Origin of the sequence: Spirosoma luteum DSM 19990, assembly GCF_000374065.1 — a bacterium.
GTDB lineage: Bacteria > Bacteroidota > Bacteroidia > Cytophagales > Spirosomataceae > Spirosoma > Spirosoma luteum.
Genome location: NZ_KB893290.1, coordinates 1 through 23,084 on the forward strand (window position 1 = coordinate 1; position 23,084 = coordinate 23,084).

The following is a 23,084-nucleotide window of genomic DNA, read 5'->3' on the forward strand; positions in this document are numbered from 1 at the left end:
CCCGTGCGGCCTAATCTGTTACTGGACTTGGCCTTTCCCGCCAGACCGAATGTGGTCTGGGTAAGCGACATCACCTATCTGCCTTTGGTCAATGGCCAATGGGCTTATCTGGGGGCCTGGATGGAGTGGTCCGCCACCGCGGCTATTTTCGCGCCGGATTGTAGGCTGGNGAGTGGATGACAATATGGAAGATGAGCTGATTTTGATACCGTTACGAACTGCGTTGCAGAACCGTTTGCCTGGGGAAGGTCTCATCATCCATTCTGACCGGGGTGGGCAGTACATTTCCAACGAGTATAAAGAATTAGTGCGCTTGTGGCGAATCAACCCCAGCATGAGCCGGGCTGATGACCCCTATGACAATGCGTTTGCCGAGTCTTTTTGGAGTAGAATCAAAGCGGAGTTGTTAGAAGGGGGGGCATTTTTGAGCGTGGAGGGCGCGCGCACGGAAGTGTTCGCCTACATTGAAGGGTACTACAACCGAGTGCGTCGGCACTCGTCGCTGGGCTAAAAAAGCCCGGAAAAGTATGAGAGGAATATAAACTAAAATAAACAAGTTCTGTGTGCCGCTAAACCGGACCACCCCAGAGAGCCCATTTTTGTAGCGGTCCTACACAAGCAAAGTTTACACATCTCTTGTTCTTTCACACTCATAAAATCTAAGGTCACAACATTCGAGATACTCAACTAAATGGGCTTGCACGTTCAACTAGCAACATCCTTACACATTTTTCACTAACATAAAGCGGAATACTCATTAGCGTTACTTTCTTCGAACGCCAATTTTCAAGTGCAATTATTACACATCCCTATTAAGTTTTGTTAGTAAACATGTTAGTAGAAACGAAAAAAGCACTTACCATTTCTGATAAGTGCTTGATTTTCATTGTCGGGGTGGCAGGATTCGAACCTACGACCTCCTGCTCCCAAAGCAGGCGCGATACCGGGCTACGCTACACCCCGAAGGTTTACTCTGTACTCAGCGGAGAGAGAGGGATTCGAACCCTCGGTACCGTTACCAGTACGACAGTTTAGCAAACTGTTCCTTTCGGCCACTCAGGCATCTCTCCGAAGCCCAATCACTCCCTTCCTGAACGATTGGGACACAAAGATAGAGCAATTCATCGTTTAGGTCAATAGCAACCCTATAAATCTTTTTGTAATCATTAATTTCGCCCTTCCGTTTGGGGATAGATTCCCAACCAAACCAAGTCAGTCTCAGCCTGATACTTTACTGAATGAACTGGTTATATCATTTTTCGCGTACCGAATTTATTTTCATTTTTATCTTTGTCGGCGTCTATACACTGTACGTGTGGCGTACTTTTCGGCTGGCCCGCCAGTTAAATACGTCGGCCTGGGGCGTAGTGCCAAAGTTTTTTCTGCGTGGCAGCTACCTTACATTATTGATCATTGCACTGCTGGGTCCCTCCTTTGGCGAAGCGGAAAGCGAACGGACCACCACCGGCCATGACACATTCCTGGTGGTTGACATCTCGCGGTCTATGGATGCCAGCGACGTCGTTCCAACCCGGCTGGAACGGGTGAAGTACGATATTCAGCAACTGTGCGACACGTTGCCCGCTACCCGGTTCGGATTGGTACTGGCTTCGTCTGAGTCCTTCGTTCTGTCGCCACTCACGGCGGACCAGGATGCGCTCAAGCAACTTATCCGCGAGGTGCATTCCAGTATCGTACCCACTGGGGGAACGGATCTGTGCAGTGCCATCGAACTGGCCTACCAGAAATTAATCACCGACTCATCCACCCGTCAGAGCGTCCGGTCCATCGTCCTGTTCAGCGACGGCGAAAATTTTGCCCCCTGCGAGCGCAGTGCATTAGCCCGTCTTCGCACGCAGAATATGCCCCTCATTACAGTGGGGGTCGGTACTGAAACGGGGGCATCCATTCGTAATGGACGGGATTTTATTCGGGACGATAGCCGCCAGATTGTTCGTAGCCGCCTGAACAGCGAGTTTTTAACCAATCTCGCCCGGGATGTGCAGGGGCAGTACATTCAGGCCGACGTCAATGGCCAATATGTGAATGAACTGGCCAGTGTTTTACGGTCGTTGAAAGGAGGAGCCATCAACCAGCAGCGCGTAGCGGTTTCTACGAATAAATACTATTATTTCCTCCTGGCTGCGCTGGGATTACTCCTTCTCGACTTAATTGTGACCATCCGAACCTTTCGGTTATGAGTTGGTCTCAATGTTTCGTCTTATTTTTGACCGTCCATACGGTATGCTCTTATGCTTTATGTAGTCATTGCGGCCTGGCTTTGGTTGAATAACTTACTCGCACAAAATCAGGTCTCGCAGAATAATCAGGCTCGTCAGGATGCCCAGGCTGCCTATCAGGCCGGTCAGTATCAGCGTGCGCTGGAATTGTACGCTTACCTGAGCCAGCGAACAACTACGATTGATCCAGCCGTACGGTTAAATCTTGGCCATACCTATTTCAACCTGAAGCTGTATGCAAAAGCAAGTCCTCAGTATGAAACCCTGCTCCAGTCCGACCGCGCCGACCTTCGTACAGCGGCTGCGACACAATTGGGGGTAATGGCCTGCCTGGCGGGTGACAGTGCGAAGGCTCTGGTCCTGTTTGAAAAAGCACTGCTCGAAAATGCCGATAATGAACCGGCCCGGTACAACTTCGAACTGGTAAAAACCCGATACTCCGGCAAACCTCCGGCTACCAAAGAACGGCCGCAGGGTGTTAGTCAGCAGCCGAAACCAATTACGAAACCGAAACCTTCAGGCGGGCAACAGGTTGAACGGTCAGACCGGCAGGATGAACTACTGCGTCGTTTTCAACGGCTTAACCTGAATGAAGCGCAGGCTATGCAACTGCTCGATGCCATGCGGGGCGACGACCTGCCTTATGCATTGACGCGGGCAGCCCGCCGAACGGGAACCAAACCCAAAGAAAACACGAATCGGTGGTAAAACGGTACTCGGTCTACGGTTTACGATATATGGTTTACGGTTGCGCAGTGCGTTCTTATAGCTGGCGCACCAGGTAGGCGCTGACCGCTTTACGCAACCGCAAACACTTAAAGCCTAAAACTATAAACCGTAAACCCTAAGAACATGAACGAAGTTGTCATCATCACCGCTGTTCGCACGCCCATTGGCAGTTTTGGGGGTGTATTTTCTACCCTGTCGGCCATCGACCTGGGAGCAGCCGCCATAAAAGGAGCTTTGGCCCGCGCCGGTATCCAGCCCGACCAGGTACAGGAGGTATACATGGGCAATGTCGTGTCGGCCAATCTGGGGCAGGCACCGGCCAAGCAGGCTGCCCTCAAAGCGGGTTTACCGGCAACCATTCCGTGTACAACCATTAATAAAGTTTGTGCATCGGGCACGAAAGCCATCATGCTGGCAGCGCAGGCCATTCAGCTTGGGCAGGCCGATATTATTGTGGCGGGTGGCATGGAGAGTATGTCGAATGTTCCCTATTACGTACCAAAAGCGCGGTTTGGATATAAATACGGGAATGCCGAACTGGTAGATGGGCTGGCCCGCGATGGGCTGGTTGATGTATATGACGAGTGCGCTATGGGGCTGTTTGCCGATAGAACGGCCCAAAAGTATACCATCAGCCGCGAAGAACAGGATGCTTATACCGTTCAGTCCTACCAGCGGTCGGAAGCCAGTACGAAAAATGGTCAGTTTGGTGCCGAAATCGTACCCGTTGATGTGGTTGGGCGAAAGGGCACCGTGACCGTTAGCGACGATGAAGAATACAAAAATGTTATCTACGATAAAATCCCAACCCTGAAAGCCGCTTTCTCGACCGATGGTACGGTGACAGCCGCCAGTTCCTCCCCTATCAGCGACGGGGCTTCGGCAGTAGTGGTTATGAGCCGACGGAAAGCGGATGAACTGGGATTAAAGCCGCTGGTTCGGATCTTAGCCTACGCCGATGCCGAGCAGGAACCCCAATGGTTTACAACCGCTCCTACAAAAGCGGTTCCCCTGGCGATTGAACGGGCCGGCCTAACCATAGATGACATTGACTTTTTTGAAGTAAATGAAGCCTTTGCCGTTGTACCGCTGGCTTTCAGCAAAGTATTGAACGTGCCCCAGGAGAAAATGAACGTGCTGGGTGGAGCCGTTTCCATTGGCCATCCGCTGGGCGCATCGGGTGCCCGCATAGTCACGACGCTTACCAATGTATTGCAGCAGACCGGAGGCCGCTACGGGGCAGTCGGTATCTGTAATGGGGGCGGTGGGGCATCCGCCATTGTTGTTGAGAAATTATAGGGGTTTACGGTTTTTGGTTGGCTGACGCGTGAAGTAGTTGTGCGCCAGCCAACCAAAAACCAAAAACTATAAACGAAAAACACTGTTTAATGAAGGCCATTCAGGAAACCAATTTCAATTTCCCCGGTCAAACGGGTTTTTACCGCGGTAAAGTGCGGGATGTCTATTCTTTTTCTGATCAGGGCAACGGCCCGCGACTGGTGATGGTTGCCTCAGATCGTATATCGGCTTTCGATGTGGTGCTGCCGCGTGCCATTCCGTTTAAAGGGCAGGTGCTGAACCAGACAGGTGCCTATTTTTTGCGTGCCACGGCCGATATTGTTCCCAACTGGCTACTCGATGTGCCAGACCCTAACGTGAGCATCGGCCTGAAATGTGAACCGTATGCCGTGGAGATGGTTGTTCGGGGGTATCTGGCTGGTCATGCCTGGCGGCAGTATCGGGAAGGGCACCGCGTACTTTGCGGGGTATCCCTGCCCGACGGGCTACGGGAGAATGACCGCCTGCCAACACCCATCATTACCCCCTCAACCAAAGCCTACGAAGGACACGACGAAGACATTAGTCGGGAAGAAATCCTGAAACAGGGTATCGTTTCGGAACCGGACTATAGCCAGTTAGAACGCCATGCTCTGGCCCTGTTTGCGCGGGGAACGGAGATGGCAGCTGCTCAGGGACTCATTCTGGTCGATACTAAATACGAATTTGGGAGTCTGGATGGCAAGGTTTATTTGATCGATGAAGTACATACGCCCGATTCTTCCCGGTATTTTTACGCCGACGTGTATGAGCAGAACCAGAACACCGGACAGCCACAAAAGCAATTATCCAAAGAGTTCGTTCGGGAATGGCTCATCGCCAACGGCTTTCAGGGAAAAACCGGGCAGTCTGTTCCGGGCATGTCCGATGAATGGGTGAACCAGATAACAACCCGGTACATTGAACTGTTTGAGACCGTAACGGGGCAGTCTTTCCAGGCCGATATGGTTGCCGACCCGCTCGTACGCATCGAAAAAAACATCTTACAGGCAATAAAAAACTAAATTCGAGTGACTATCCGGTAGCCCATGCCTCCGTTACCCGGTAGTCAGTCAATCATTAAAAGTTGACAGTTTATGAATTACACAATCGAAAAAAACGAACAGTACGCCCTGCTTCGCTTAACAGAAAGTGCCTTTTCGGGCGAAGTTCCTGCTGAATTTGAAACGATTAGCCGCGTCCTGTTTCGGGAAGGGTATAGCAATATCATTATGGATATGGACCCGGTTCAATCCGTAGATCAGGGAGGAGTCACTACTCTGCGCAAAACGAGTCGGCAGTGTACCAACGAGGAGGGCTTGTTCATTGCGGTGACTAAAAACGAGGATCTGATCGAATTTCTGGATAAATCCAATCTGAGCGAACTGACTATTATGCCCACCGTAGAGGAAGCTATCGATGCCGTGTTCATGAATGAACTGGAAAATGATTTCCGCAGTGAAGAAGATGACGAGTATGATCTTGGGGGCAGTGTCGAAAACTAACCTGACCAGCCATCCCGACCAGCATCAGTGAGTACCTCCAAACCTGACCATCCGCACCCCAGGCGTTCGCCCTTCACCCTAACTGTTCTGGGGGCGGGTTCGTCTACGCCCACGCTCCGGCTTCACCAGACCGCTCAGCTATTGACCATCGGTACTGATTACGTACTGATCGACTGTGGTGAGGGCACGCAGTTCCGGTTGATTGAACAACGCATCCGACCCGGCCGATTACGGTATATTTTTATTAGTCACCTGCATGGCGACCATTACTTTGGGCTGGCTCCCCTGCTGTCGTCGCTGAACATGGCCGGGCGCACGGAAGATTTATACCTGTTCGGGCCGCGTGGTCTGGACGAGGTTCTGACCACTATTTTTCGCGTTTCGAACTCCCGGCTGGGCTACAAATTACATTTTCAGGCTGTTGACCCCGACCAGCCGGTTTTTTTGCTCGATCATCCGCTCATGAGCGTGCAGTCCATTCCCCTTGAGCACCGGGTTGACTGTACGGGCTACCTCTTTCGGGAAAAGCCGGGTAAGCCCCACCTGCTGCGGGATAAGTTACCCGCCGATGTTCCGGTTGCCTACCTTAAACAGCTAAAAGACGGGGAGGATATCCTGGCGGCAGACGGGTCTGTTCGTTACGCCGTTGCTGATTATACGGAACCGGGAGCTCCTCCCCGCTCCTATGCTTATTGCTCCGACACCCGCTATTCTGATGCGATAATACCACTGCTGCAGGGCGTTGATGTACTGTATCATGAGGCCACCTTTTTAGAGGATAATCAGGCGCGGGCAGCGGAGGTTTTTCACTCTACTGCCCGGCAGGCGGCTACGATTGCCGTCAAAGCAGGTGTCGGTCGCTTATTAATCGGGCATTTTTCGTCTAGGTACAAAGAGTTCGAGCCATTTCTGGGCGAGGCCCGGGCTGTTTTTCCGGAAACGTATCTAGCCACAGAAGGGCAAACAATTGATATCTGAACCCTGAAACACCAGCTGGTTTAATCGGACTAACAGCCGTCTGCTGGTCCTTTCACTACAGAAAATACCGGCATCGGATGGATTCTGTTTATATTTAGCCCGGAAACTTTCTTTACTCGGTACATGCTGGCTTTTCGCCTGGGATTTTTAGACATCGGCTGGCTCGACCTGTTCGATATTGGGTTGGTAGCCCTGCTTATCTACCAAATTTACAACCTCGTTCGGGGCAGTGTTGCCAGTCGGGTATTTATCGGGTATCTGCTGGTTTATCTGGCTTATCTTCTCGTTAAGGCGCTCGGCCTTAACCTGATGACTACTATTCTGGAGTATTTCATCAGCGTTGGTGCATTGGCCCTGATTATTATCTTCCAACATGAAATCCGGCGTTTTTTGTTGCTTATCGGCAAGTCGACGAACCTGACAAATAGCCGTCTGTTGCGGCAATTGCTGTTTCGGGATATCAACAGAACCGATGCAATCACCCCGCTAAAACCCATTCTGGAAACCTGCAAAGCGTTGAGCGGTGAATTTTCGGGGGGGCTACTGGTTCTTCAGAAAAATGATGACCTGGAAAAATTTGCCGAGTCGGGCGAGATAATCGATGCCGATGTGTCCAAACCACTGTTGCTGGCTATTTTCAGTCAGTACAGCCCGCTACACGATGGGGCCGTTATCATCAGCGAAGGTCGTCTGCGGGCCGCCCGCTGCATTCTACCCGTATCGGACGATGATGAATTACCACCTTCGCTGGGGTTTCGCCACCGGGCCGCACTGGGAATGAGTGAAGCAACGGATGCGGCCGTTATTGCGGTTTCGGAAGAAAGCGGCCGGTTGTCCCTCGCCATCAACGGCGACTTATTTATCAACCTGAGTCAGGCTGAACTGGAAAACAGGCTGGAAGGCTATTTACGGAAATCCGTGAAGTAAGCGGGTGCAGGTTAGGCAGGCTTTATACCAGACCTGCCATAAAAAAAGGGGTGATCGATCACCCCTTTTTTATAAAAACAGTCGCTTAGTATTCCAGCATTCTTGGCAGGAGTTTCGCCTGATCCACAAAATCGCCAATCTGCTCAACGGAGGGCGGTCGCTGGGTAAACTGCCGGACGCTGTTGATTTCTATCAGTTTGGCATGCAGATTTTTGGCGGCTCGCTGCGCCAGTTCCTTCACGGTATCAACGCCTGCTTCTTCCATCAGATCACTGTATACCCGTCCAATTCCCTTTATGCGGGCTAAGTCGGCCCGATTGGCCAGTTCCAGGATAACAGCAGCATCAACGCCGGAATTGGCAGCCAGTTCTTTGCGGTCTTTTGGGGTCTTTGTCGCTTCGAGCAGCGAGTCACTATCACTGATGCCCTGGGCCTTCAGGGCATTCTGTACGGCATCGGTAATGCCCCGTAGTTCTCCTAATGTAAGGCTCATATAGAAGTAAAGAGATGGGTTGGATAAAAAAGAAGTCCGACCTTCAGGCTTCTAAATATACTTTAACGAACAAGGTACTTCCTTCGGGTATCATTCAAAAGAAATTTTTTTTGAACGGTAAAGCTTTCGGGATGCATCTGGGCAAATTCGCGCTGCCACTCCCTGAATCGGTCGGGTTCTGCCTGCTGAAACCGGTCAGCATCAATTTTTTTCTGGGTTAAGTAGTCGTCAAATGTCATAAGGCAGCTGGCTCTCGCCCGACAGAATCGGTGGTCAAAGCAATCTGTTCGGGGGTAAGTACGGAGCAAAGGTAACCAAAAAGCATCCGGCGGCCGACTATTGTAATCAGCCAATGCACCCGTATGTTTGCAGCAGGACTAGTACAGAAAAGCCCTGTTCACGATGCTTATAAACCGTTTTTTTCTACTTCTGTTTGGGCTTACGACCATGACGGCTGCCGCGCAGGAGTTCAAGCCGTTCAAGGTAAACCTGTCCACTGGCTACGCGCTTCCCATCGGCAGGGGAGCTTCGGGCGGGCTGCTGTTATCGGTGGAGCCCAAATACGGACTCAGTGACCGGATTGACCTGGGGCTGCGGTATGAACTGGGTCTGATTGTAAAAGCCTACACGCTGGACAATGAGCAGGGAAGCACTGAACTGAAAGGATCAAACTCGTTCCTGATTACCGGAAACTACCTGCTGTCGGATACTGATTTCCGGCCTTTTATCGGAAGTGGAGTTGGCGTGTTCAACATTCTGAGCGTCAATCTTTCGCAGAATGGAGGGGCTGTCGACGGTGGGGTATCCGGTGGAACCAAACTGGGGGCTATGGTGCGGGCCGGTATCAAAGCGCGCCACTTTGTGCTGGGAGCCGAGTATAACCTGGTGCCCAAAACCAGAGGAATCGTGGTAGGCTCATCGGGGGCTAACCTGAATTACGAAAGCCCCAACGCCTATTTCAGCATCAAACTGGGGCTGGATATTGGCGGGGGGCGTTTATAAAGAGTGAAAGTGCGAAAGATTGAAAGAGCGATACCAATTAAACATCGCTCTTTCAATCTTTCGCACTTTCACTCTTTTGGGAAAATGAACGGATGAAACCGGAGCCCTTTTGTCCGACTGAACTCCAGCGACGGGGCGGGTATTTTGAAAAACTGAACTGTCCCAACAAACCGTTGTAACGACGGAGAAAACGTACCGATACGGGAGAAATCAGCATCGGGCGAGATAAAAAACTGCCGGTATCGGGTGAATTTCACCTCCTTGCCATCCGCATCGACTACCACCGGATTTTCGTGGCCACCAATCATACCGCTACCACTGTAGCCCACATCCAGATTCAGCCAGCGCGGAAAACGCTCCCCCACCGGCAATACCGACGCCAGGTTAACCGACAGCCAGTACTGTTGCCCATTATAATCTTTAAGCATCTGCTGCCCGGTCGTTTTGCCCAGCAGGTTGGGGCGGTAGGGTGGAAAAATCGTTTTTCGAAACCCGTATTTCATGCTCACCACCTGCTGCCCGGCCCCAAACTGCTGCCCCATAAACAGAGCTGTTCCGGCTACGTTGGCCAGCATGTCGCCGTTGGAGAATCCCCACTCCTTCGCATGGCCGTCGTACACTTCCAGCGTCGTCTGAAACAGCAGGGCCAGCAAGCCACCCGTCAGAATACTGGCGCGTTCGTCAACACCACTCCAGCGCATGAGCTCGTACCCCCCCCGGCTCATGCAATAAGCCGTAGCAACGTGGCCCACTTTGTCCATCTGGAGCCACTCCCGGTTGTCGTTGAAGGTATGAAACGGCACCCGTTTTTTATACCACTGTTTCCGCAACACCAGCATCGTGATGGTATAAAATGCCGCCGTACTCACCACCACGCCAATAAAGCGGCCTTTGTTGATACCTGACGGATCAGGCGTGGTGGGTATACCGGGCACCGGTTGCGCCCGCACAGACTGGCTCAGCAGCAACCCGGTCAACAGAAGGAGGACAACCGCCCGAAATGGGGTTTTCATAGGCCAAAAGTACCGTAAAATCATCGAAACAGCGCCTGTCACCCAATTTTCGGCACGAACAGTCCGCTCCTTTTTGGCTGGCGCAACAGTCTCCCGTACCTAAATCCCCATTTCCGTCAACACGCATTGTACTCAGGCAAACAGCAATTTTACGTACCGCTAACCGTCCATACGAAACAGACCACGTAACTTGCGGGTCAATACCCTGCACAACATTCATGAACGAACAGTCATCCCCTCCGCTTACCCGCGCCCAGGAATCGCGCGTGGCCATCGAACGGCTTTATATTACCATGCGCCACCTGTTTAACCGGGGGTTTTACAAACCATCGGGCGTATCGGGCGAAGAAATCCGTCGGGCATTGCTCACGCTGCAACCCGAAATATACGGTTTCGTGGGCGACCCGCAACGCGTGGAACTGGACGGGCTGGTGTACGTAATGGACCGCTTGCCGAAAGGCATCGAAGCCTGCCGGGTCGTTACGCTGGCTTCGCGTGAGGGCTTCGAGCACGCCCATTTTCCAGTCCTCGTACCGGCCAAACGCCGTCGCAACTGCTACCGAATCGACCAGGACCAGATGGTGATCGAAGTAACCAATGGCCGCAGCGAAATCTACGACATCCTGACGCACCTGACGTTTATGTTCATGGAGGCCGACAAAATCCGTCGGAATGCCTTTCAGGAACGGGGCAGCAAATCGCGGGAGTGGGAAAAACTCGAAACCATCATCCGGTCGGGGGGCACCGTTTCCGACGATGAGCGTGAACTGGCCCTCACCTACCTCAGTTCCATCCTGGGCCGAACATTCGAGGAAACGCAGCGGGCATACCTTCGTTTTGAGGAAACGGGCAACACGAATAATGGGCTGTTTCAGATTGTACACAGCCTGGGCAGTGTGTCCATCAGCGAAGTGCGTGAGTCGAATCTGGACCGCGAAATCAATTTTACACCCATGTTGCGCGAACGGGTTGGGCAGCACCTGTACGGCGAACGCTGGGCTACCCGCATCAAAGAATACATCTGGGCAAACGGGTTGCAGGACCGGCCCCTGCACATCATCAGTGCCAACCCGCACAGCGTGATGAACTGCCTTTACGCCCCGGCGGCTCTGGCTGATACCACCACCTGGGATGACCTGTATGACCTGGCCATGACCCTGAGCATGTCGGCCAAACGTGACCTTCGAAAACGAGTGGTCAGCTACGCCGTTGAACACGGGATGCACGTACTCGAAGACACCGCCGGAACCAGTCTGCAAGTGCAGTTAATCGACCTGGCGCAGTGCGACGTAACAACGTTGTCGGAGGAACTTAAGGCCGATCCGGATTATGTTCGGGCCACCCAACCGCTACTACTCGTGATGGACTACGCCTTCGGCGAACAGGCGTTCGAGACGATGGACGAATTGCTGAAACCCTACGAGATAAAGGAAGAATCGTTCCCGCTCCGGGTAGCCTCCATCACCATTATGGGTAAGGCGGGCATCCTGACCGGCGACAAAGGTGATTTAATGATTCCAACCTCACACATTTTTGAAGGTACCGCTGACAACTATCCGCTGGACAATGATTTCCGGAAAGACGATTTCGAGGGCAACGGCCTGGCGGTGTACGAAGGGGCCATGATTACGGTACTGGGGACTTCGCTACAAAACAAAGATATTCTGAGCTACTTCTGCAACTCCTCCTGGAAAGCCATTGGTCTGGAAATGGAAGGTGCTCACTACCAGAAAGCGATTCAGGCGCACCTGAAAATCCGCAACAGCGTACCGGCTGATGTAAAAGTTCGCTACGCCTACTACGCATCGGACAACCCGATGCTGACGGGTGCTACGCTGGCGTCGGGCAGTTTAGGTACGCTGGGCGTGAAGCCAACGTATCTGATTACCATGAAGTGGCTGGAAAAGGTGCTGCGGGGAGACTAACGGTGCGTTCACAGTAATTGACCGCAAAGAACCCAAAGAGACATGCAAAGAGCGCAGAGCGTTGGCCGACGACTTCCTGGCGTTTGCGGTTCGACAACCACCGGGACGCGAAAAATGAGCTTTGCTACTATTTTAAACAACCGTACCGCCAACTTTGTCTCTTTGAATATAACCTTCAACGTGAGTTATGGCAAAGAATAGAAAACCGACTGAAAAAGGGCCCGACGTTATCCTGATTGGCGCGGGCATCATGAGTGCCACCCTAGGTATACTGCTGAAAGAATTACAGCCCGACCTCACCATCGACATCTACGAACGTCTGGACCACGCGGCAGCCGAAAGCTCCGATGCGTGGAATAACGCCGGTACTGGTCACTCGGCCTTCTGCGAGTTAAATTACACCCCCGAACAGGAAGATGGCAGCATCGACCCGTCGAAAGCCATCAAGATTGCCGAGTCTTTTGAGCAGTCGAAGCAGTTCTGGTCATATTTGATTCAGCGGGGGTATCTGCGCGATGCCCCTAATTTTATCCGGTCTATTCCGCACATGAGTTTCGTGTGGGGAGCTGATAACGTCGATTACCTCCGCAAACGCTACGATGCGTTGCAGCAGAATTACCTGTTTCATGGCATGCAGTATTCCGAAGACCCGGCCCAACTGGCGCACTGGATGCCGCTGGTGATGGAAGACCGCGACCCGGCCCAACCGGTAGCCGCGACCCGGATGGACATTGGTACCGACGTAAATTTCGGTGCCTTGACCAGAGCCATGTTCCGCCGACTGACGGATATGCCGGGCGTGAATATGCACTTTGCTCACGAGGTGCGCGATTTATGGCGTTCCAAAACACTGGGCGGCTGGAAACTGAAGATTGAAAACGTAACGACCAATAAAGAGCGCGAAGTGCAAACCAACTTCCTGTTTATTGGTGCCGGGGGCGGCTCACTGCGCCTGCTCGAAAAGTCGGATATTCCCGAAAGTCGGGGCTTTGGCGGTTTCCCGGTAGGTGGACAGTGGCTCAAATGCACGAATCGTGCGGTGATTGAGCGGCACCAGGCCAAAGTCTACGGCAAAGCGTCGGTAGGTGCCCCGCCCATGTCAGTACCCCACCTGGACACCCGCATGATTGATGGCAAGCGCGAACTGCTGTTTGGCCCCTATGCCGGATTCTCCACTAAATTCCTGAAAAGCGGTTCGTACATGGACCTGCCCAAGTCCATCCAGTTGAGCAACATGGCTCCCATGCTCATGGCCGGGCTGCACAATATTCCGCTCACCCGGTACCTGATTCAGCAGGTCATGCAATCGCCGGAAGACCGGATGGACGCCCTGCGTGAGTATTACCCGGATGCAAAACGGGAGGACTGGGAGCTGGAAATTGCCGGGCAACGGGTGCAGGTTATTAAAAAAGATGAAGAGGAAGGGGGCGTACTGGAATTTGGTACGGAAGTAGTGAGTGCGGCTGATGGCAGTATTGCCGCGTTGCTGGGGGCTTCGCCGGGGGCATCAACTGCCGTATCCATCATGCTCGACTTACTGAAGCGCTGCTTCCCGGAAAAACTCGCTACCGCCGACTGGCAGCAAAAACTCACCGATATCATTCCGAGTTACGGACAGGTTTTGGCTGAAAACCCCGAACTGGGCATTGCCCTCCGTAAGGAAACAAGTGAGGTATTGGGGCTGGGCGAGTATGAATACACGTCCGATTCGGCCCGGTAAGTAGTTTGAGTCATCACAACGCTGGTATTTTCCGGTTGCGCAGGAAAATACCAGCGGGGTTAATACAACCGGTTTTATGGAAGAGGAACGAGAAAGTTTAAAGCCTATCGAAGGAGCCAGCCGATCTGCCCGGTCCCGTTTGCCCTTGAAAGGCGAGTTGTTGCTGGCCGTTGCTCCCACCCTGACGGTACTGATTGTATTCGGGCTGGTTGAAGTGCTCAGCCGACAGCGACTGTTGTTTGCCTCCCTGGCCTCCAGCGCGTTTCTTATTTACCTGGACCCCCAGCACGGCACGAACAGTATTCGTACGCTGGCTTTTTCGCAGGTAATGGCGGCTAGTATTGGTCTGGTGATGTACCTGCTGCTGGGGCCGGGTTACGCATCGGGCGGCCTGGCTATGGTTGTGACGATTGTGCTGATGATTGTTTTCGACGTGGTTCACCCACCGGCGGTGGCTACCTCCATTAGCTTTGCCTTTCGGGCGGGAAACGAGTCGAACTTACTGCTGTTCGTAATGGCGCTGAGCATTATTGTCCTCCTGGTTTTGTTGCAGCGAGGGCTAATGTGGCTGCTCACACGCCTGCAGAAAAAGCGGTAAATGTTAATAAAATTATATTTTTTTCATTTCGTTACCGGGGCCTCCTGAAGGCTCATTTTCGTTTTACACCTGGGTAATCCCCGGCGGCTGTTTCAGTCAGAATTACCGGCTGTAGCCATCAGCACTCTCCCGTTGGCAGCACTATTGAACAGAGGCCCTCAACCATAAGTTAATTCTCTCACTATCAAATTGATGCGATCTTATTTATTGTAGCACCACTAGGAATTCCCTTACATATCTAGTCAGATACAGGCGTCAAATCACCATTTCCAGCCGGTTGCAGGGCAGGATAATTCGCCTTCACCTGCACCATCATTCCAGGAATTTCAGCCTTATTTTTCCCTGCAACCGCTCACTAGTCATCTCCATTTATTCATTAATTGATCAGAAAAACTAAACAACCTAATTCCGGACTCAGTTATGATTCTACGTTTTTTACCAAATTCTTTTCACAATTCACTAATTACCTAATTACAACACAAGTATGAAAGTTATGAAAAATTATTTCGCCGGATTGTTCGTGCTGGTTGCGCTCTCGGCTACTGCGCAGGAGTACAAACCGTTCAAAGTGAATGTATCCATTGGTTACGCCAAGCCCTTCAATGCCGGTACATCGGGTGGTTTTCTAGTTGCCGTTGAACCCAAGTACGGCCTTTCGGATAATTTTGACATAGGTCTCCGCCTGGAATCAGCTTCGGTAGCACGGGGCATTCAATACAATGGCAACACAACCACCGGCGATGTGGGCACCTACAATTCTGCTTTACTAACGGGTAACTACCTGTTTGGAGTGGGTAATGTACGCCCTTTCCTGGGTGTTGGCGTAGGTCCGTACATAATTGGTGCCGCCGGAACAGTGGTTATTTCCAACAACGGACAGGCTAACCAAAACATTGAGCTTGTCAACGCTACCAAATTTGGCGCTATGATTCGGGGAGGTATTAAGGCAGGTCACTTCGTAGCGGCTGCTGAGTTCAACTTCATCCCATCAACCGACCAGTCAATATCGAACCAGACCATCACCAGCAGCAACGCCTATTTAGGTATTAAGGTGGGTGCTGACATTGGCGGTGGCCGTCGGTAGCATTCGTCAGCCTGTACAAAATGCCCGCTCTGCTACGTTGAGCGGGCATTTTGCATTCAGACGAGCTGGTTTCCGATTGGATGAGTAGTCACGGTACGGGAAGTAGGATGAATTTAGTATCTTGTGCCCTTGTCATCTACCCGGATATCATTCATTCGTCCAACGACTACCCTGCTTATGAAAATAACTTTCCTACTCGCCTGTTGCCTGATACCTGCCTTGATTCCGGCCTATGCCCAGGACCGGCTCATGGGCAAAACATTTGCCACCCGCGCCGTAGTGATGGCCAGGCATGGCATGGCCTGCACCTCCCACCCTCTGTCTACCCAGGCTGCCATTGATGTTCTCCGGGCGGGTGGGAACGCTGTCGATGCGGCCATTGCGGCCAATGCTATGGAGGGATTGGTGGAGCCGCACGTGAACGGTATCGGGGGCGATCTGTTTGCCATTGTCTGGGATGCCAAAACCAAAAAACTCTATGGGCTGAATGCCTCCGGACGGTCGCCCTATTCGCTGACCCTGGCCGAATTTCAAAAGCGGGGCCTGACGCATATCCCCTCCGACGGTCCGTTGCCGGTATCGGTGCCGGGTTGCGTAGATGGCTGGTTCACGCTGCACAAGCGGTTTGGCAAAAAGCCAATGCCGGAAATCTTATCGCACGCTATCCGCTACGCCCGGGAAGGGTTTCCGGTTCACGATGAAGCCGCCTTCTACTGGCCCTCCATGATTGCCCGGTTTAGTAAATACCCCAATGTGAAAGAGACCTACGCGTTAACCGGAGCAGCTCCCAAACGGGGCGACATCTTCAAAAACCCCGCCCTGGCCAACACGCTCGAAAAAATCGCCAAAGGGGGCCGCGATGCCTTTTATAAAGGTGAAATTGCCCAGACGATTGATGCCTTCATGAAAAAAATGGGGGGCTATCTCAGCGCGAAGGATCTGGCCGACCATACCTCCGACTGGGTGGAACCCGTATCCACCAACTACCGGGGCTATGATGTATGGGAGTTACCGCCCAACAGCCAGGGTATTGCCGCCCTGCAAATGCTGAATATCCTGGAAGGATACGACTTCTCGAAAATTGCCTGGGGCAGCCCCGAACACATTCATAAATTTGTTGAAGCCAAAAAACTGGCCTTTGAAGACCGCGCCAAATACTACGCAGACCCGGCCTTCGCCAAAATTCCCGTTGCTGAACTCATCAGTAAGCCGTATGCCAACGAACGACGCAAGCTTATCGACACAAACCGGGCCGCCAGCCGGGTCGATGCCGGTAACCCCGCTCTGAAACAGGGCGACACCATCTACCTCACGGTGGCCGACGAGGAAGGTAATATGGTTTCGCTGATTCAGAGTAACTACCGGGGCTTTGGCTCGGGGATGGTGCCGGATGGCCTGGGTTTCACGCTTCAGGACCGGGGCGAACTCTACAGCCTGACCGACGGACAAAACAACACGTTTGCTCCCCACAAGCGCCCGTTTCAGACCATTATTCCAGCTTTTGTAACTAAAGACGGCCAGCCATTTATGAGCTTTGGGGTAATGGGTGGAGGGTTTCAGCCGATGGGCCACGTTCAAATCGTGATGAACATGATCGACTACGGCATGAATCCGCAGGAAGCGGGCGACGCACCCCGCATTGACCACGATGGCTCCTCCGAACCCACTGGCGAGCGTATGATTGATTCCGGCCGTATCAGCCTGGAGTCAGGCTATTCCTACGAAACTATTCGCGACCTGATGCGCATGGGCCACAAAGTAGGCTACGGACTGGGTGGCTACGGTGGCTATCAGGCCATAATGTACGACGCTAAAAACAAGGTGTACCACGGTGCCACCGAATCCCGCAAAGACGGGCAGGCAGCCGGGTTTTGAGCCATGCATACCAACGGGGCACATCAAACCGACACTGCTGTCAGCGAGCAAAATCTGAAGAAAGTTAGCGGCCCGGCAGATGGCTTGTAAAACAGAAACGACCAACCTGCCTCACCAATAATTGTCAAGTACAAAAAGCATCGATATGCATGACTGATTATTTCATCAATAGTCCAAATAACACTGTAAACTCAACGCTGACAACAACTATTTTGGGGCAAAGCAGTGCGATCGACTACCATAGATCATTGTCAATTTACCAGCCAACACCCCTTGTCAGTCTGCCAAATTTAGCGCTCAGCTATAACGTGGGGGCTATTTACGTCAAAGATGAAGCCCATCGTTTCGGACTCAACGCGTTCAAAGGGCTGGGCGCATCGTACGCCATTCATAAAATCCTTGAACGGAATCCTGACATAGACACGTTTTGTACCGCCACCGATGGAAATCACGGAAGAGCAGTAGCCTGGGCTTCAAAAATTGCGCATAAAAAAGCCGTCATTTTTGTTCCAGAAGATACCACTGCAAGTAGGATCAGCGCAATAGAGGGCGAAGGGGCAATAGTGGTAAAAGTAGCCGGGGACTATGATGAAACGTGTGCTTTTGCCGAAAAAACGAGCATAGAAGAAGGTTGGCAACTGGTACAGGATACCGCCTGGGAAAACTACGAAGAGATACCTGCCCAACTAATGGCCGGTTACCTGACACACTTCCGGGAATTAGAAAATACCCTACACAGCCTGCCCATACCTAAAATTGACGTGGTTTTTTTACAGGCAGGTGTGGGAAGTTGGGCGAGTTCAGCCATTTGGTACTACCTGAATCGCTATGGAAACAACCGCCCTAAAATTGTTATAGTAGAGCCTTACGAAGCCGATGGAATTTTGTCCTCATTCAAAGCCGGTAAACGGATAAAACCAACCTGTACGTTCAGGACAATTATGGCCGGATTAAACTGCGGAATTCCATCATTGACGGCCTGGGACATCATTAAAAACGGAGCAGACGTGGTAATCAAAGTCAGAGATAGTGTTGCGAAACAGGCTATTCGCGCCTTATACTATGCAAATGGCACGGATGAACGAATCATTGCCGGCGAATCAGGAGCGGGGGGATTAGCTGGTTTTATAAAAATTATGACCACGGCTACAATGCAAAAGGTGAGAGAAACTTTAGCCATTTCGCCGAATTCAACCATTTTATTTTATAATACTGAAGGAGCCGCTGATTTGGCCAGTTTCAGGAAAATAATAAGCACCAGCCTTGGCCAGACAAAGAACGCCCGCCAGCCATAGGCGTTGCGCAAGCGGGGTACAGCGCTGTGTGAATCGCTGTAATACCTGAGCCAGGCAGAAGCCTGTTGGGCTCTTAACCTGTACTTTTCAAACTTCACCGGGCTCTAGGTTGCGGCTTAACAATCGCCATTTTCCTGCCAGCACAAGGACACGCCATTAAATTACTATACTGAATATCAGTTAATTAAACTTGTCACTACTTAATTTAACTATCACTATCAATGAACAATACAGTAACCGATGTGATTGTAATCGGGGCGGGGCATGCGGGGCTTTGTGTTAGTTATTATTTGACCAGAAATGGAATCAGACATATTGTTTTTGAGCAGGGAAGAGTTGGTGAAACCTGGCGTTCGCAACGCTGGGACTCCTTTAAGTTGAACTCGGCAAATAAACTGAATCTACTTCCAGGACAACTAGGGTACTTTGATGATCCTGATGCGTTCTCTTTTGCCAACGAATTTGCGTTATCCCTCGAAACGTACATGAAGCAGTTGAATCTTCCTGTAAAAGAACACTGCAACGTTTTGGAAGTGAAAAAAGATGAAACCCAAACCATTTTTCATGTTACCATTTCAGAAGAGGGTACGGAGAGTACATACCTGAGCAGACAAATCGTAATTGCTTCGGGAGGACAGAACAAAATCCGGATACCTTCCTTCGCCAAAAATGTGTCGCCCCGTGTTTTGCAATTACACACATGCTACTACAAAAACCCCGGCCAGCTTCCCAATGGCAACGTGCTTGTAGTTGGCAGTGCGCAATCGGGAACACAAGTTGCCGACGATTTGGTGAGAGCAAACAGAAACGTTTTTCTTTCTACGGGAATGGCGGGACGGTTTCCCAGAAGGTACAGGGGTAAAGATATTTTTGACTGGCTGTTTGGCATGGGTTTTTATGATGTCTTAACGGATGATATTACAGACCCTGCTATCCTGACTATGAAGCCTCCCCAGGTATCGGGAGCCGGGGAACGGGGAAAAACGACGAGCTTACAATCATTGGCTAGGCAGGGAGTCAAGATATTCGGGCGAGCGGCTAATGCTGATCTGGAAACTATGTTTTTTCAACCTGATGCCGCAGCGCACGTTAAGTATGCGGATGAATTTTCCCTGACAATTAAACGGCTGATCGACGAGTACATTAAAGAAAATAATTTACCAGACCCTTTGCCGGAACTGGACCCGGATGATATTCCTGATGAGCATGCCTCTTGTGCTTCTGTTATTACCCAACTTAATCTAGATGACAATAACATCAATTCCATTATCTGGACTACAGGCTTCAGCGGTGACTTTAATTACCTAAAACTGCCGGTTCTTAGTGAGCAAAAGACACCGAAACACCACAATGGACTTTCAGCCGTTGAAGGGCTCTATTTTATCGGGCTCCCCTGGTTACGAAAGAGAAAATCGGCAGTCATTCCGGGAATAAGTGACGACGCTGAATATATTGTCAATCAAATTGTCAGAAATACACATCTATAGACTAAAAGTTATTTTTCATTATTGGTAAAATCCCGCTTGCATCGCCCGTTATGGTGGTGTGAACAACAAAAAAATGAATTGGATAATCTTGATTTGTGCGGGCCTTTTTGAGGTAGTCTTCGCCTTCTGTTTAGGAAAAGCGAAAGAAACAGTCGGAAGCGAAATGTATCTATGGTATGTAGGTTTTCTTGTTGCCTTGGGTACCAGTATGGCACTATTGATAAAAGCAACGCAAACATTGCCTATTGGAACAGCGTATACCGTTTGGACGGGCATTGGCGCAGTCGGCACTGTTTTAGTGGGCATTATAGTGTTCAAAGAACCGGCCACCTTTCTGCGGATACTTTTTCTTATCACGCTGATAGGGTCCATTATCGGGCTAAAAGCTGTCTCTAACTGAAGTTTGACCCGCATGAGCATTACTGGTTAGGCACGGCATTAGTCGACCTCAAGCAAGCCTGAACGAACACTGATGCCCGCGTGCGCATAGTACTCATCAAACCAGGTCTGCCACGGAATACGTACCATACCCAGGGGCGTTGGGCCGCTCTCTAGGGCAAGCTGGGGCGTCACCCCTCCTGCGCTGGTAATGGGCCCCGACGACAGGTTATTCCAGTCGAAGAGGAAAACCTCCGTGTAATACTGCGCAATGGGACGCGAGAAAAAACAAGGCTGGTATCCCTATTGAACTGAGCACCATCCGACGACCAGTTATGGCAAGCCTGTAAAAAGCACTGCCCGGTAACCTGTTGGGAACAGATTACCGGGCAGTAACAGGTGAAGTATCCTGTTTCCGGCTGACCTTTTTTATACCAGCACTTTTTGGGAACGCAGCCACTCGGGCTTGGTCGTAACTACGTTTGCTTTCAGTTCATTCAGCATGGCGTAAAGGCCGTAATACGTTCGGTTCACGTACAAACCATCCTGCGAACCACGGGCTACCTTCGAGTTTTTCAACTCCTGTACACCGGCCAGCCCCTCGGCAAAAGCGTACACTTTGGCAAAGTACGAATCGTCGCCGAAGTCAAACGATTCTACGGCAAATGGTTCGGCCAGCATAAGGGTCATTTCTTTGAACAGATTCGAGAAAAAGACGCGCTCCTTCGGCGAATCATCGTCGGTCAAAAACTCAAGGTTATTGAAAATCTCTTCCGTCAAGGCCGGGTCTTCCAGCGTATCGGGGTTAACGAGCCGGAAGTAATTGTCGTAGTAAAAATCGGGGATGACCTTCACGCAACCGAAGTCGATTACGCCCATCGTACCATCGGCCCGCATCAGGAAATTACCGGGGTGCGGATCGGCGTGAACCTGCCGAAGGGTGTGGATCTGAAAATCATAAAAGTCCCACAGCGCTTGCCCAATCTGGTCGCGGACGGCCTGCGAGGGGTTTGTTTTCAGGAACTCTTTCAGGTGCATACCGTCGAGCCAGTCCATCGTCAGTATACGCTTCGAGGAAAGTGCCGGGTAGTATTTCGGGAATACCAGATCTGCAATGTGGGCGCAGGCTTCCGAAATTTCAATCGAACGCCTTAATTCCAGTTCGTAATCGGTTTCCTCCAGCAGTTTGGATTCTACCTCCCCCATATACCGGTCAATATCGCGCTCATTCAGATTCAGCAACCGAACGGCCAGCGGCTTGGCAATTTTCAGATCGGAGCTAACGGCATCCGCCACGCCAGGGTATTGCACTTTCACGGCCAGTTTCTTTCCGTCTTTCCAGGCCTGATGCACCTGCCCGATACTGGCCGCGTTGACGGCTTCAATATCGAACTTATCGAACAACTCCGAGGGTGATTTGCCAAAATGAGTCCGGAACGTTTTGGCAACCAGCGGCCCCGACAGCGGGGGAGCCGAGTACTGGGCCATCGTGAACTTATCGGAGTAGGCAACGGGCAACAGTCCCCGGTCCATACTCAGCATCTGCGCCATTTTAAGGGCCGACCCTTTCAGTTCACTCAGCGTATCGTAAATGTCGGCCGCATTGTCTTTATGCAGTTCATCTTTAGACAAACTGGGATCGACCAGTTTTTTGCTGTAATGCTTGATATAGTTCCCACCTACTTTTACCCCTGCTTTCACGAACTGACTGGCGCGGGCAACTTTAGTAGTAGGAACGGATGTTTGGCTTTTCATAAGTGAAAAAGTGGGAGAATGAAAGAGCGAAACCTACCGGATGGCTTTCGCTCATTCACTCTTCCACTCATTTATTTTGGTACATGAATTTGGCGAAGTCGAACAGGGTATCCAGAGGAGAACGACCAATGAGGTCGAACGTAGTATTGACCGATTTTTCGATGGCGGAGTCCGTTTTTTCGAAGTTCTTGCTCACATCGCGCACCCAGAAATCGAGTAGGTAGAGCGTTTGTCCCCAGAGCGCATTTGGGTAGCGGTCAGTTACGAACGGGCGAGGTTCCACTTCTTTACTTTCGCGCCCTTCGGCCAGCAAATCGCGGGCGTAATCGAAGAACGATTCTTTGAACAGACTCAACACTCTCGACGATGACTGTGCCATGCGGCTCATTCCCCGCGACCGGCTGTTTAGCTGCGCTTCCCGCAACTGTCCAAAGCTGTATACCACAAAACTGCGCTGCGCTTTCAGCAACTCAATCCAGGTGTAATAGAAAGCCAGCAGTTTCTCCCGAACAGAATAACCCTGGTAGGTGGTGTCGGCTTCCACGGTGCTCATGGCTTCCGTAAAAAACGTTAGCCATATGTCGGCCTCAATGGCCTCGAACGAAGCATAGTGGTTGTAAAATTCCGCTTCGGCCATTTTCAGTTTTTTGGCAAACTGGAAAATAGACGTGGGTTGTTTTCCGTTTTCAAGTACATACTCCGTATAAGCCTTACGGATTTTTTCGAGCGTCTCCATACAAATTGAACGGCGTGTATCAGATAA

At 51.3% G+C, this 23,084-nt stretch carries 22 protein-coding genes and 2 tRNA genes; 17 read left to right on the top strand and 7 right to left on the bottom strand.

Going from position 1 to position 23,084, the window contains the following annotated elements; all coding sequences use genetic code 11:
• The first annotated feature begins 184 nt into the window (after positions 1-184).
• A complete protein-coding gene (locus B156_RS29785; RefSeq protein ID WP_169518273.1) occupies positions 185-511 on the top strand; it encodes an integrase core domain-containing protein in 327 nt (108 codons plus the stop codon).
• Between the two features lie 378 nt (positions 512-889).
• On the opposite strand, the gene B156_RS0123495 is transcribed toward B156_RS29785, so the two are convergent.
• Both B156_RS0123495 and B156_RS0123500 read right to left on the bottom strand, forming a co-directional pair.
• Positions 890-963: transfer RNA gene (locus B156_RS0123495), tRNA-Pro, on the bottom strand.
• A 20-nt stretch (positions 964-983) separates the two neighbouring features.
• Positions 984-1,070, bottom strand: a tRNA-Ser gene (locus tag B156_RS0123500).
• Between the two features lie 168 nt (positions 1,071-1,238).
• Between B156_RS0123500 and B156_RS0123505 the strand changes: the two genes are divergently transcribed.
• From B156_RS0123505 to cdaA, 7 genes are all read left to right on the top strand, one after another.
• Positions 1,239-2,201: a vWA domain-containing protein gene (locus tag B156_RS0123505; RefSeq protein ID WP_018622241.1), complete on the top strand. Its 963-nt coding sequence runs from the start codon at positions 1,239-1,241 to the stop codon at positions 2,199-2,201.
• Between the two features lie 51 nt (positions 2,202-2,252).
• On the top strand, positions 2,253-2,948 hold the full coding sequence (locus B156_RS0123510; protein ID WP_018622242.1) for a tetratricopeptide repeat protein: 696 nt from the start codon (positions 2,253-2,255) through the stop codon (positions 2,946-2,948).
• A gap of 144 nt (positions 2,949-3,092) precedes the next feature.
• On the top strand, positions 3,093-4,268 hold the full coding sequence (locus B156_RS0123515) for a thiolase family protein (protein ID WP_018622243.1): 1,176 nt from the start codon (positions 3,093-3,095) through the stop codon (positions 4,266-4,268).
• Between the two features lie 89 nt (positions 4,269-4,357).
• Entirely contained in the window at positions 4,358-5,311 is a 954-nt protein-coding gene (locus B156_RS0123520; RefSeq protein WP_018622244.1) for a phosphoribosylaminoimidazolesuccinocarboxamide synthase, read from the top strand.
• Positions 5,312-5,383: 72 nt separating this feature from the next.
• Positions 5,384-5,791, top strand: a complete 408-nt coding sequence (locus B156_RS0123525; protein ID WP_018622245.1) for an STAS domain-containing protein — start codon at positions 5,384-5,386, stop codon at positions 5,789-5,791.
• A gap of 27 nt (positions 5,792-5,818) precedes the next feature.
• A complete protein-coding gene (locus tag B156_RS0123530) occupies positions 5,819-6,769 on the top strand; it encodes a ribonuclease Z (RefSeq protein WP_018622246.1) in 951 nt (316 codons plus the stop codon).
• A gap of 123 nt (positions 6,770-6,892) precedes the next feature.
• Positions 6,893-7,696 carry a diadenylate cyclase CdaA gene (cdaA, locus tag B156_RS0123535; protein WP_018622247.1) on the top strand — a complete coding sequence of 268 codons (804 nt, stop codon included), beginning with the start codon at positions 6,893-6,895 and terminating at the stop codon, positions 7,694-7,696.
• 85 nt (positions 7,697-7,781) lie between these two features.
• Here cdaA and B156_RS0123540 read toward each other — a convergent pair whose 3' ends face one another.
• Positions 7,782-8,189, bottom strand: a complete 408-nt coding sequence (locus B156_RS0123540) for a DUF4332 domain-containing protein (RefSeq protein WP_018622248.1) — start codon at positions 8,187-8,189, stop codon at positions 7,782-7,784.
• Positions 8,190-8,251: 62 nt separating this feature from the next.
• Complete coding sequence (locus tag B156_RS31860; RefSeq protein WP_169518274.1) at positions 8,252-8,428, bottom strand: hypothetical protein; 177 nt, start codon at positions 8,426-8,428, stop codon at positions 8,252-8,254.
• A gap of 163 nt (positions 8,429-8,591) precedes the next feature.
• On the opposite strand from B156_RS31860, the gene B156_RS0123550 reads away from it, so the two are divergent.
• Positions 8,592-9,191, top strand: coding sequence for a hypothetical protein (locus B156_RS0123550; RefSeq protein WP_245563810.1), 600 nt, complete (start codon positions 8,592-8,594; stop codon positions 9,189-9,191).
• A 68-nt stretch (positions 9,192-9,259) separates the two neighbouring features.
• On the opposite strand, the gene B156_RS0123555 is transcribed toward B156_RS0123550, so the two are convergent.
• On the bottom strand, positions 9,260-10,204 hold the full coding sequence (locus B156_RS0123555; protein ID WP_026261006.1) for a DUF2279 domain-containing protein: 945 nt from the start codon (positions 10,202-10,204) through the stop codon (positions 9,260-9,262).
• Positions 10,205-10,422: 218 nt separating this feature from the next.
• Here B156_RS0123555 and B156_RS0123560 point away from each other — a divergent pair, with 218 nt between their 5' ends.
• The 8 genes from B156_RS0123560 to B156_RS0123600 all read left to right on the top strand — a co-directional run bounded on the left by B156_RS0123560 (position 10,423) and on the right by B156_RS0123600 (position 20,588).
• Positions 10,423-12,129: a DUF6909 family protein gene (locus tag B156_RS0123560; RefSeq protein ID WP_018622252.1), complete on the top strand. Its 1,707-nt coding sequence runs from the start codon at positions 10,423-10,425 to the stop codon at positions 12,127-12,129.
• A 187-nt stretch (positions 12,130-12,316) separates the two neighbouring features.
• The gene (locus tag B156_RS0123570; protein WP_018622253.1) at positions 12,317-13,849 is read left to right on the top strand and encodes a malate:quinone oxidoreductase; all 1,533 of its coding nucleotides are present in this window, start codon (positions 12,317-12,319) and stop codon (positions 13,847-13,849) included.
• Positions 13,850-13,925: 76 nt separating this feature from the next.
• Positions 13,926-14,447, top strand: a complete 522-nt coding sequence (locus B156_RS0123575; protein ID WP_018622254.1) for an HPP family protein — start codon at positions 13,926-13,928, stop codon at positions 14,445-14,447.
• Between the two features lie 484 nt (positions 14,448-14,931).
• Entirely contained in the window at positions 14,932-15,531 is a 600-nt protein-coding gene (locus tag B156_RS0123580; RefSeq protein ID WP_018622255.1) for an outer membrane beta-barrel protein, read from the top strand.
• Positions 15,532-15,708: 177 nt separating this feature from the next.
• The gene (gene ggt, locus B156_RS0123585) at positions 15,709-17,406 is read left to right on the top strand and encodes a gamma-glutamyltransferase (RefSeq protein ID WP_026261008.1); all 1,698 of its coding nucleotides are present in this window, start codon (positions 15,709-15,711) and stop codon (positions 17,404-17,406) included.
• A 149-nt stretch (positions 17,407-17,555) separates the two neighbouring features.
• The gene (locus B156_RS0123590) at positions 17,556-18,701 is read left to right on the top strand and encodes a diaminopropionate ammonia-lyase (protein ID WP_018622257.1); all 1,146 of its coding nucleotides are present in this window, start codon (positions 17,556-17,558) and stop codon (positions 18,699-18,701) included.
• A gap of 221 nt (positions 18,702-18,922) precedes the next feature.
• A complete protein-coding gene (locus B156_RS0123595; RefSeq protein ID WP_018622258.1) occupies positions 18,923-20,188 on the top strand; it encodes a flavin-containing monooxygenase in 1,266 nt (421 codons plus the stop codon).
• 73 nt (positions 20,189-20,261) lie between these two features.
• Entirely contained in the window at positions 20,262-20,588 is a 327-nt protein-coding gene (locus tag B156_RS0123600) for a DMT family transporter (protein ID WP_018622259.1), read from the top strand.
• 407 nt (positions 20,589-20,995) lie between these two features.
• On the opposite strand, the gene B156_RS0123605 is transcribed toward B156_RS0123600, so the two are convergent.
• Both B156_RS0123605 and B156_RS0123610 read right to left on the bottom strand, forming a co-directional pair.
• The gene (locus B156_RS0123605) at positions 20,996-22,321 is read right to left on the bottom strand and encodes an ABC1 kinase family protein (protein ID WP_018622260.1); all 1,326 of its coding nucleotides are present in this window, start codon (positions 22,319-22,321) and stop codon (positions 20,996-20,998) included.
• A gap of 67 nt (positions 22,322-22,388) precedes the next feature.
• Positions 22,389-23,057: a TetR/AcrR family transcriptional regulator gene (locus B156_RS0123610; protein WP_018622261.1), complete on the bottom strand. Its 669-nt coding sequence runs from the start codon at positions 23,055-23,057 to the stop codon at positions 22,389-22,391.
• Between the last annotated feature and the right edge of the window lie 27 nt (positions 23,058-23,084).

Excerpts from the sequence above, each read along its gene's own strand:
- B156_RS29785 (WP_169518273.1), top strand. The coding sequence starts at position 185 with ATGGAAGATGAGCTGATTTTGATACCGTTACGAACTGCGTTGCAGAAC.
- B156_RS0123505 (WP_018622241.1), top strand. The coding sequence starts at position 1,239 with ATGAACTGGTTATATCATTTTTCGCGTACCGAATTTATTTTCATTTTT.
- B156_RS0123510 (WP_018622242.1), top strand. The coding sequence starts at position 2,253 with ATGCTTTATGTAGTCATTGCGGCCTGGCTTTGGTTGAATAACTTACTC.
- B156_RS0123515 (WP_018622243.1), top strand. The coding sequence starts at position 3,093 with ATGAACGAAGTTGTCATCATCACCGCTGTTCGCACGCCCATTGGCAGT.
- B156_RS0123520 (WP_018622244.1), top strand. The coding sequence starts at position 4,358 with ATGAAGGCCATTCAGGAAACCAATTTCAATTTCCCCGGTCAAACGGGT.
- B156_RS0123525 (WP_018622245.1), top strand. The coding sequence starts at position 5,384 with ATGAATTACACAATCGAAAAAAACGAACAGTACGCCCTGCTTCGCTTA.
- cdaA (WP_018622247.1), top strand. The coding sequence starts at position 6,893 with ATGCTGGCTTTTCGCCTGGGATTTTTAGACATCGGCTGGCTCGACCTG.
- B156_RS0123540 (WP_018622248.1), bottom strand. The coding sequence starts at position 8,189 with ATGAGCCTTACATTAGGAGAACTACGGGGCATTACCGATGCCGTACAG.
- B156_RS31860 (WP_169518274.1), bottom strand. The coding sequence starts at position 8,428 with ATGACATTTGACGACTACTTAACCCAGAAAAAAATTGATGCTGACCGG.
- B156_RS0123550 (WP_245563810.1), top strand. The coding sequence starts at position 8,592 with ATGCTTATAAACCGTTTTTTTCTACTTCTGTTTGGGCTTACGACCATG.
- B156_RS0123555 (WP_026261006.1), bottom strand. The coding sequence starts at position 10,204 with ATGAAAACCCCATTTCGGGCGGTTGTCCTCCTTCTGTTGACCGGGTTG.
- B156_RS0123560 (WP_018622252.1), top strand. The coding sequence starts at position 10,423 with ATGAACGAACAGTCATCCCCTCCGCTTACCCGCGCCCAGGAATCGCGC.
- B156_RS0123570 (WP_018622253.1), top strand. The coding sequence starts at position 12,317 with ATGGCAAAGAATAGAAAACCGACTGAAAAAGGGCCCGACGTTATCCTG.
- B156_RS0123575 (WP_018622254.1), top strand. The coding sequence starts at position 13,926 with ATGGAAGAGGAACGAGAAAGTTTAAAGCCTATCGAAGGAGCCAGCCGA.
- B156_RS0123580 (WP_018622255.1), top strand. The coding sequence starts at position 14,932 with ATGAAAGTTATGAAAAATTATTTCGCCGGATTGTTCGTGCTGGTTGCG.
- ggt (WP_026261008.1), top strand. The coding sequence starts at position 15,709 with ATGAAAATAACTTTCCTACTCGCCTGTTGCCTGATACCTGCCTTGATT.
- B156_RS0123590 (WP_018622257.1), top strand. The coding sequence starts at position 17,556 with ATGACTGATTATTTCATCAATAGTCCAAATAACACTGTAAACTCAACG.
- B156_RS0123595 (WP_018622258.1), top strand. The coding sequence starts at position 18,923 with ATGAACAATACAGTAACCGATGTGATTGTAATCGGGGCGGGGCATGCG.
- B156_RS0123600 (WP_018622259.1), top strand. The coding sequence starts at position 20,262 with ATGAATTGGATAATCTTGATTTGTGCGGGCCTTTTTGAGGTAGTCTTC.
- B156_RS0123605 (WP_018622260.1), bottom strand. The coding sequence starts at position 22,321 with ATGAAAAGCCAAACATCCGTTCCTACTACTAAAGTTGCCCGCGCCAGT.
- B156_RS0123610 (WP_018622261.1), bottom strand. The coding sequence starts at position 23,057 with ATGGAGACGCTCGAAAAAATCCGTAAGGCTTATACGGAGTATGTACTT.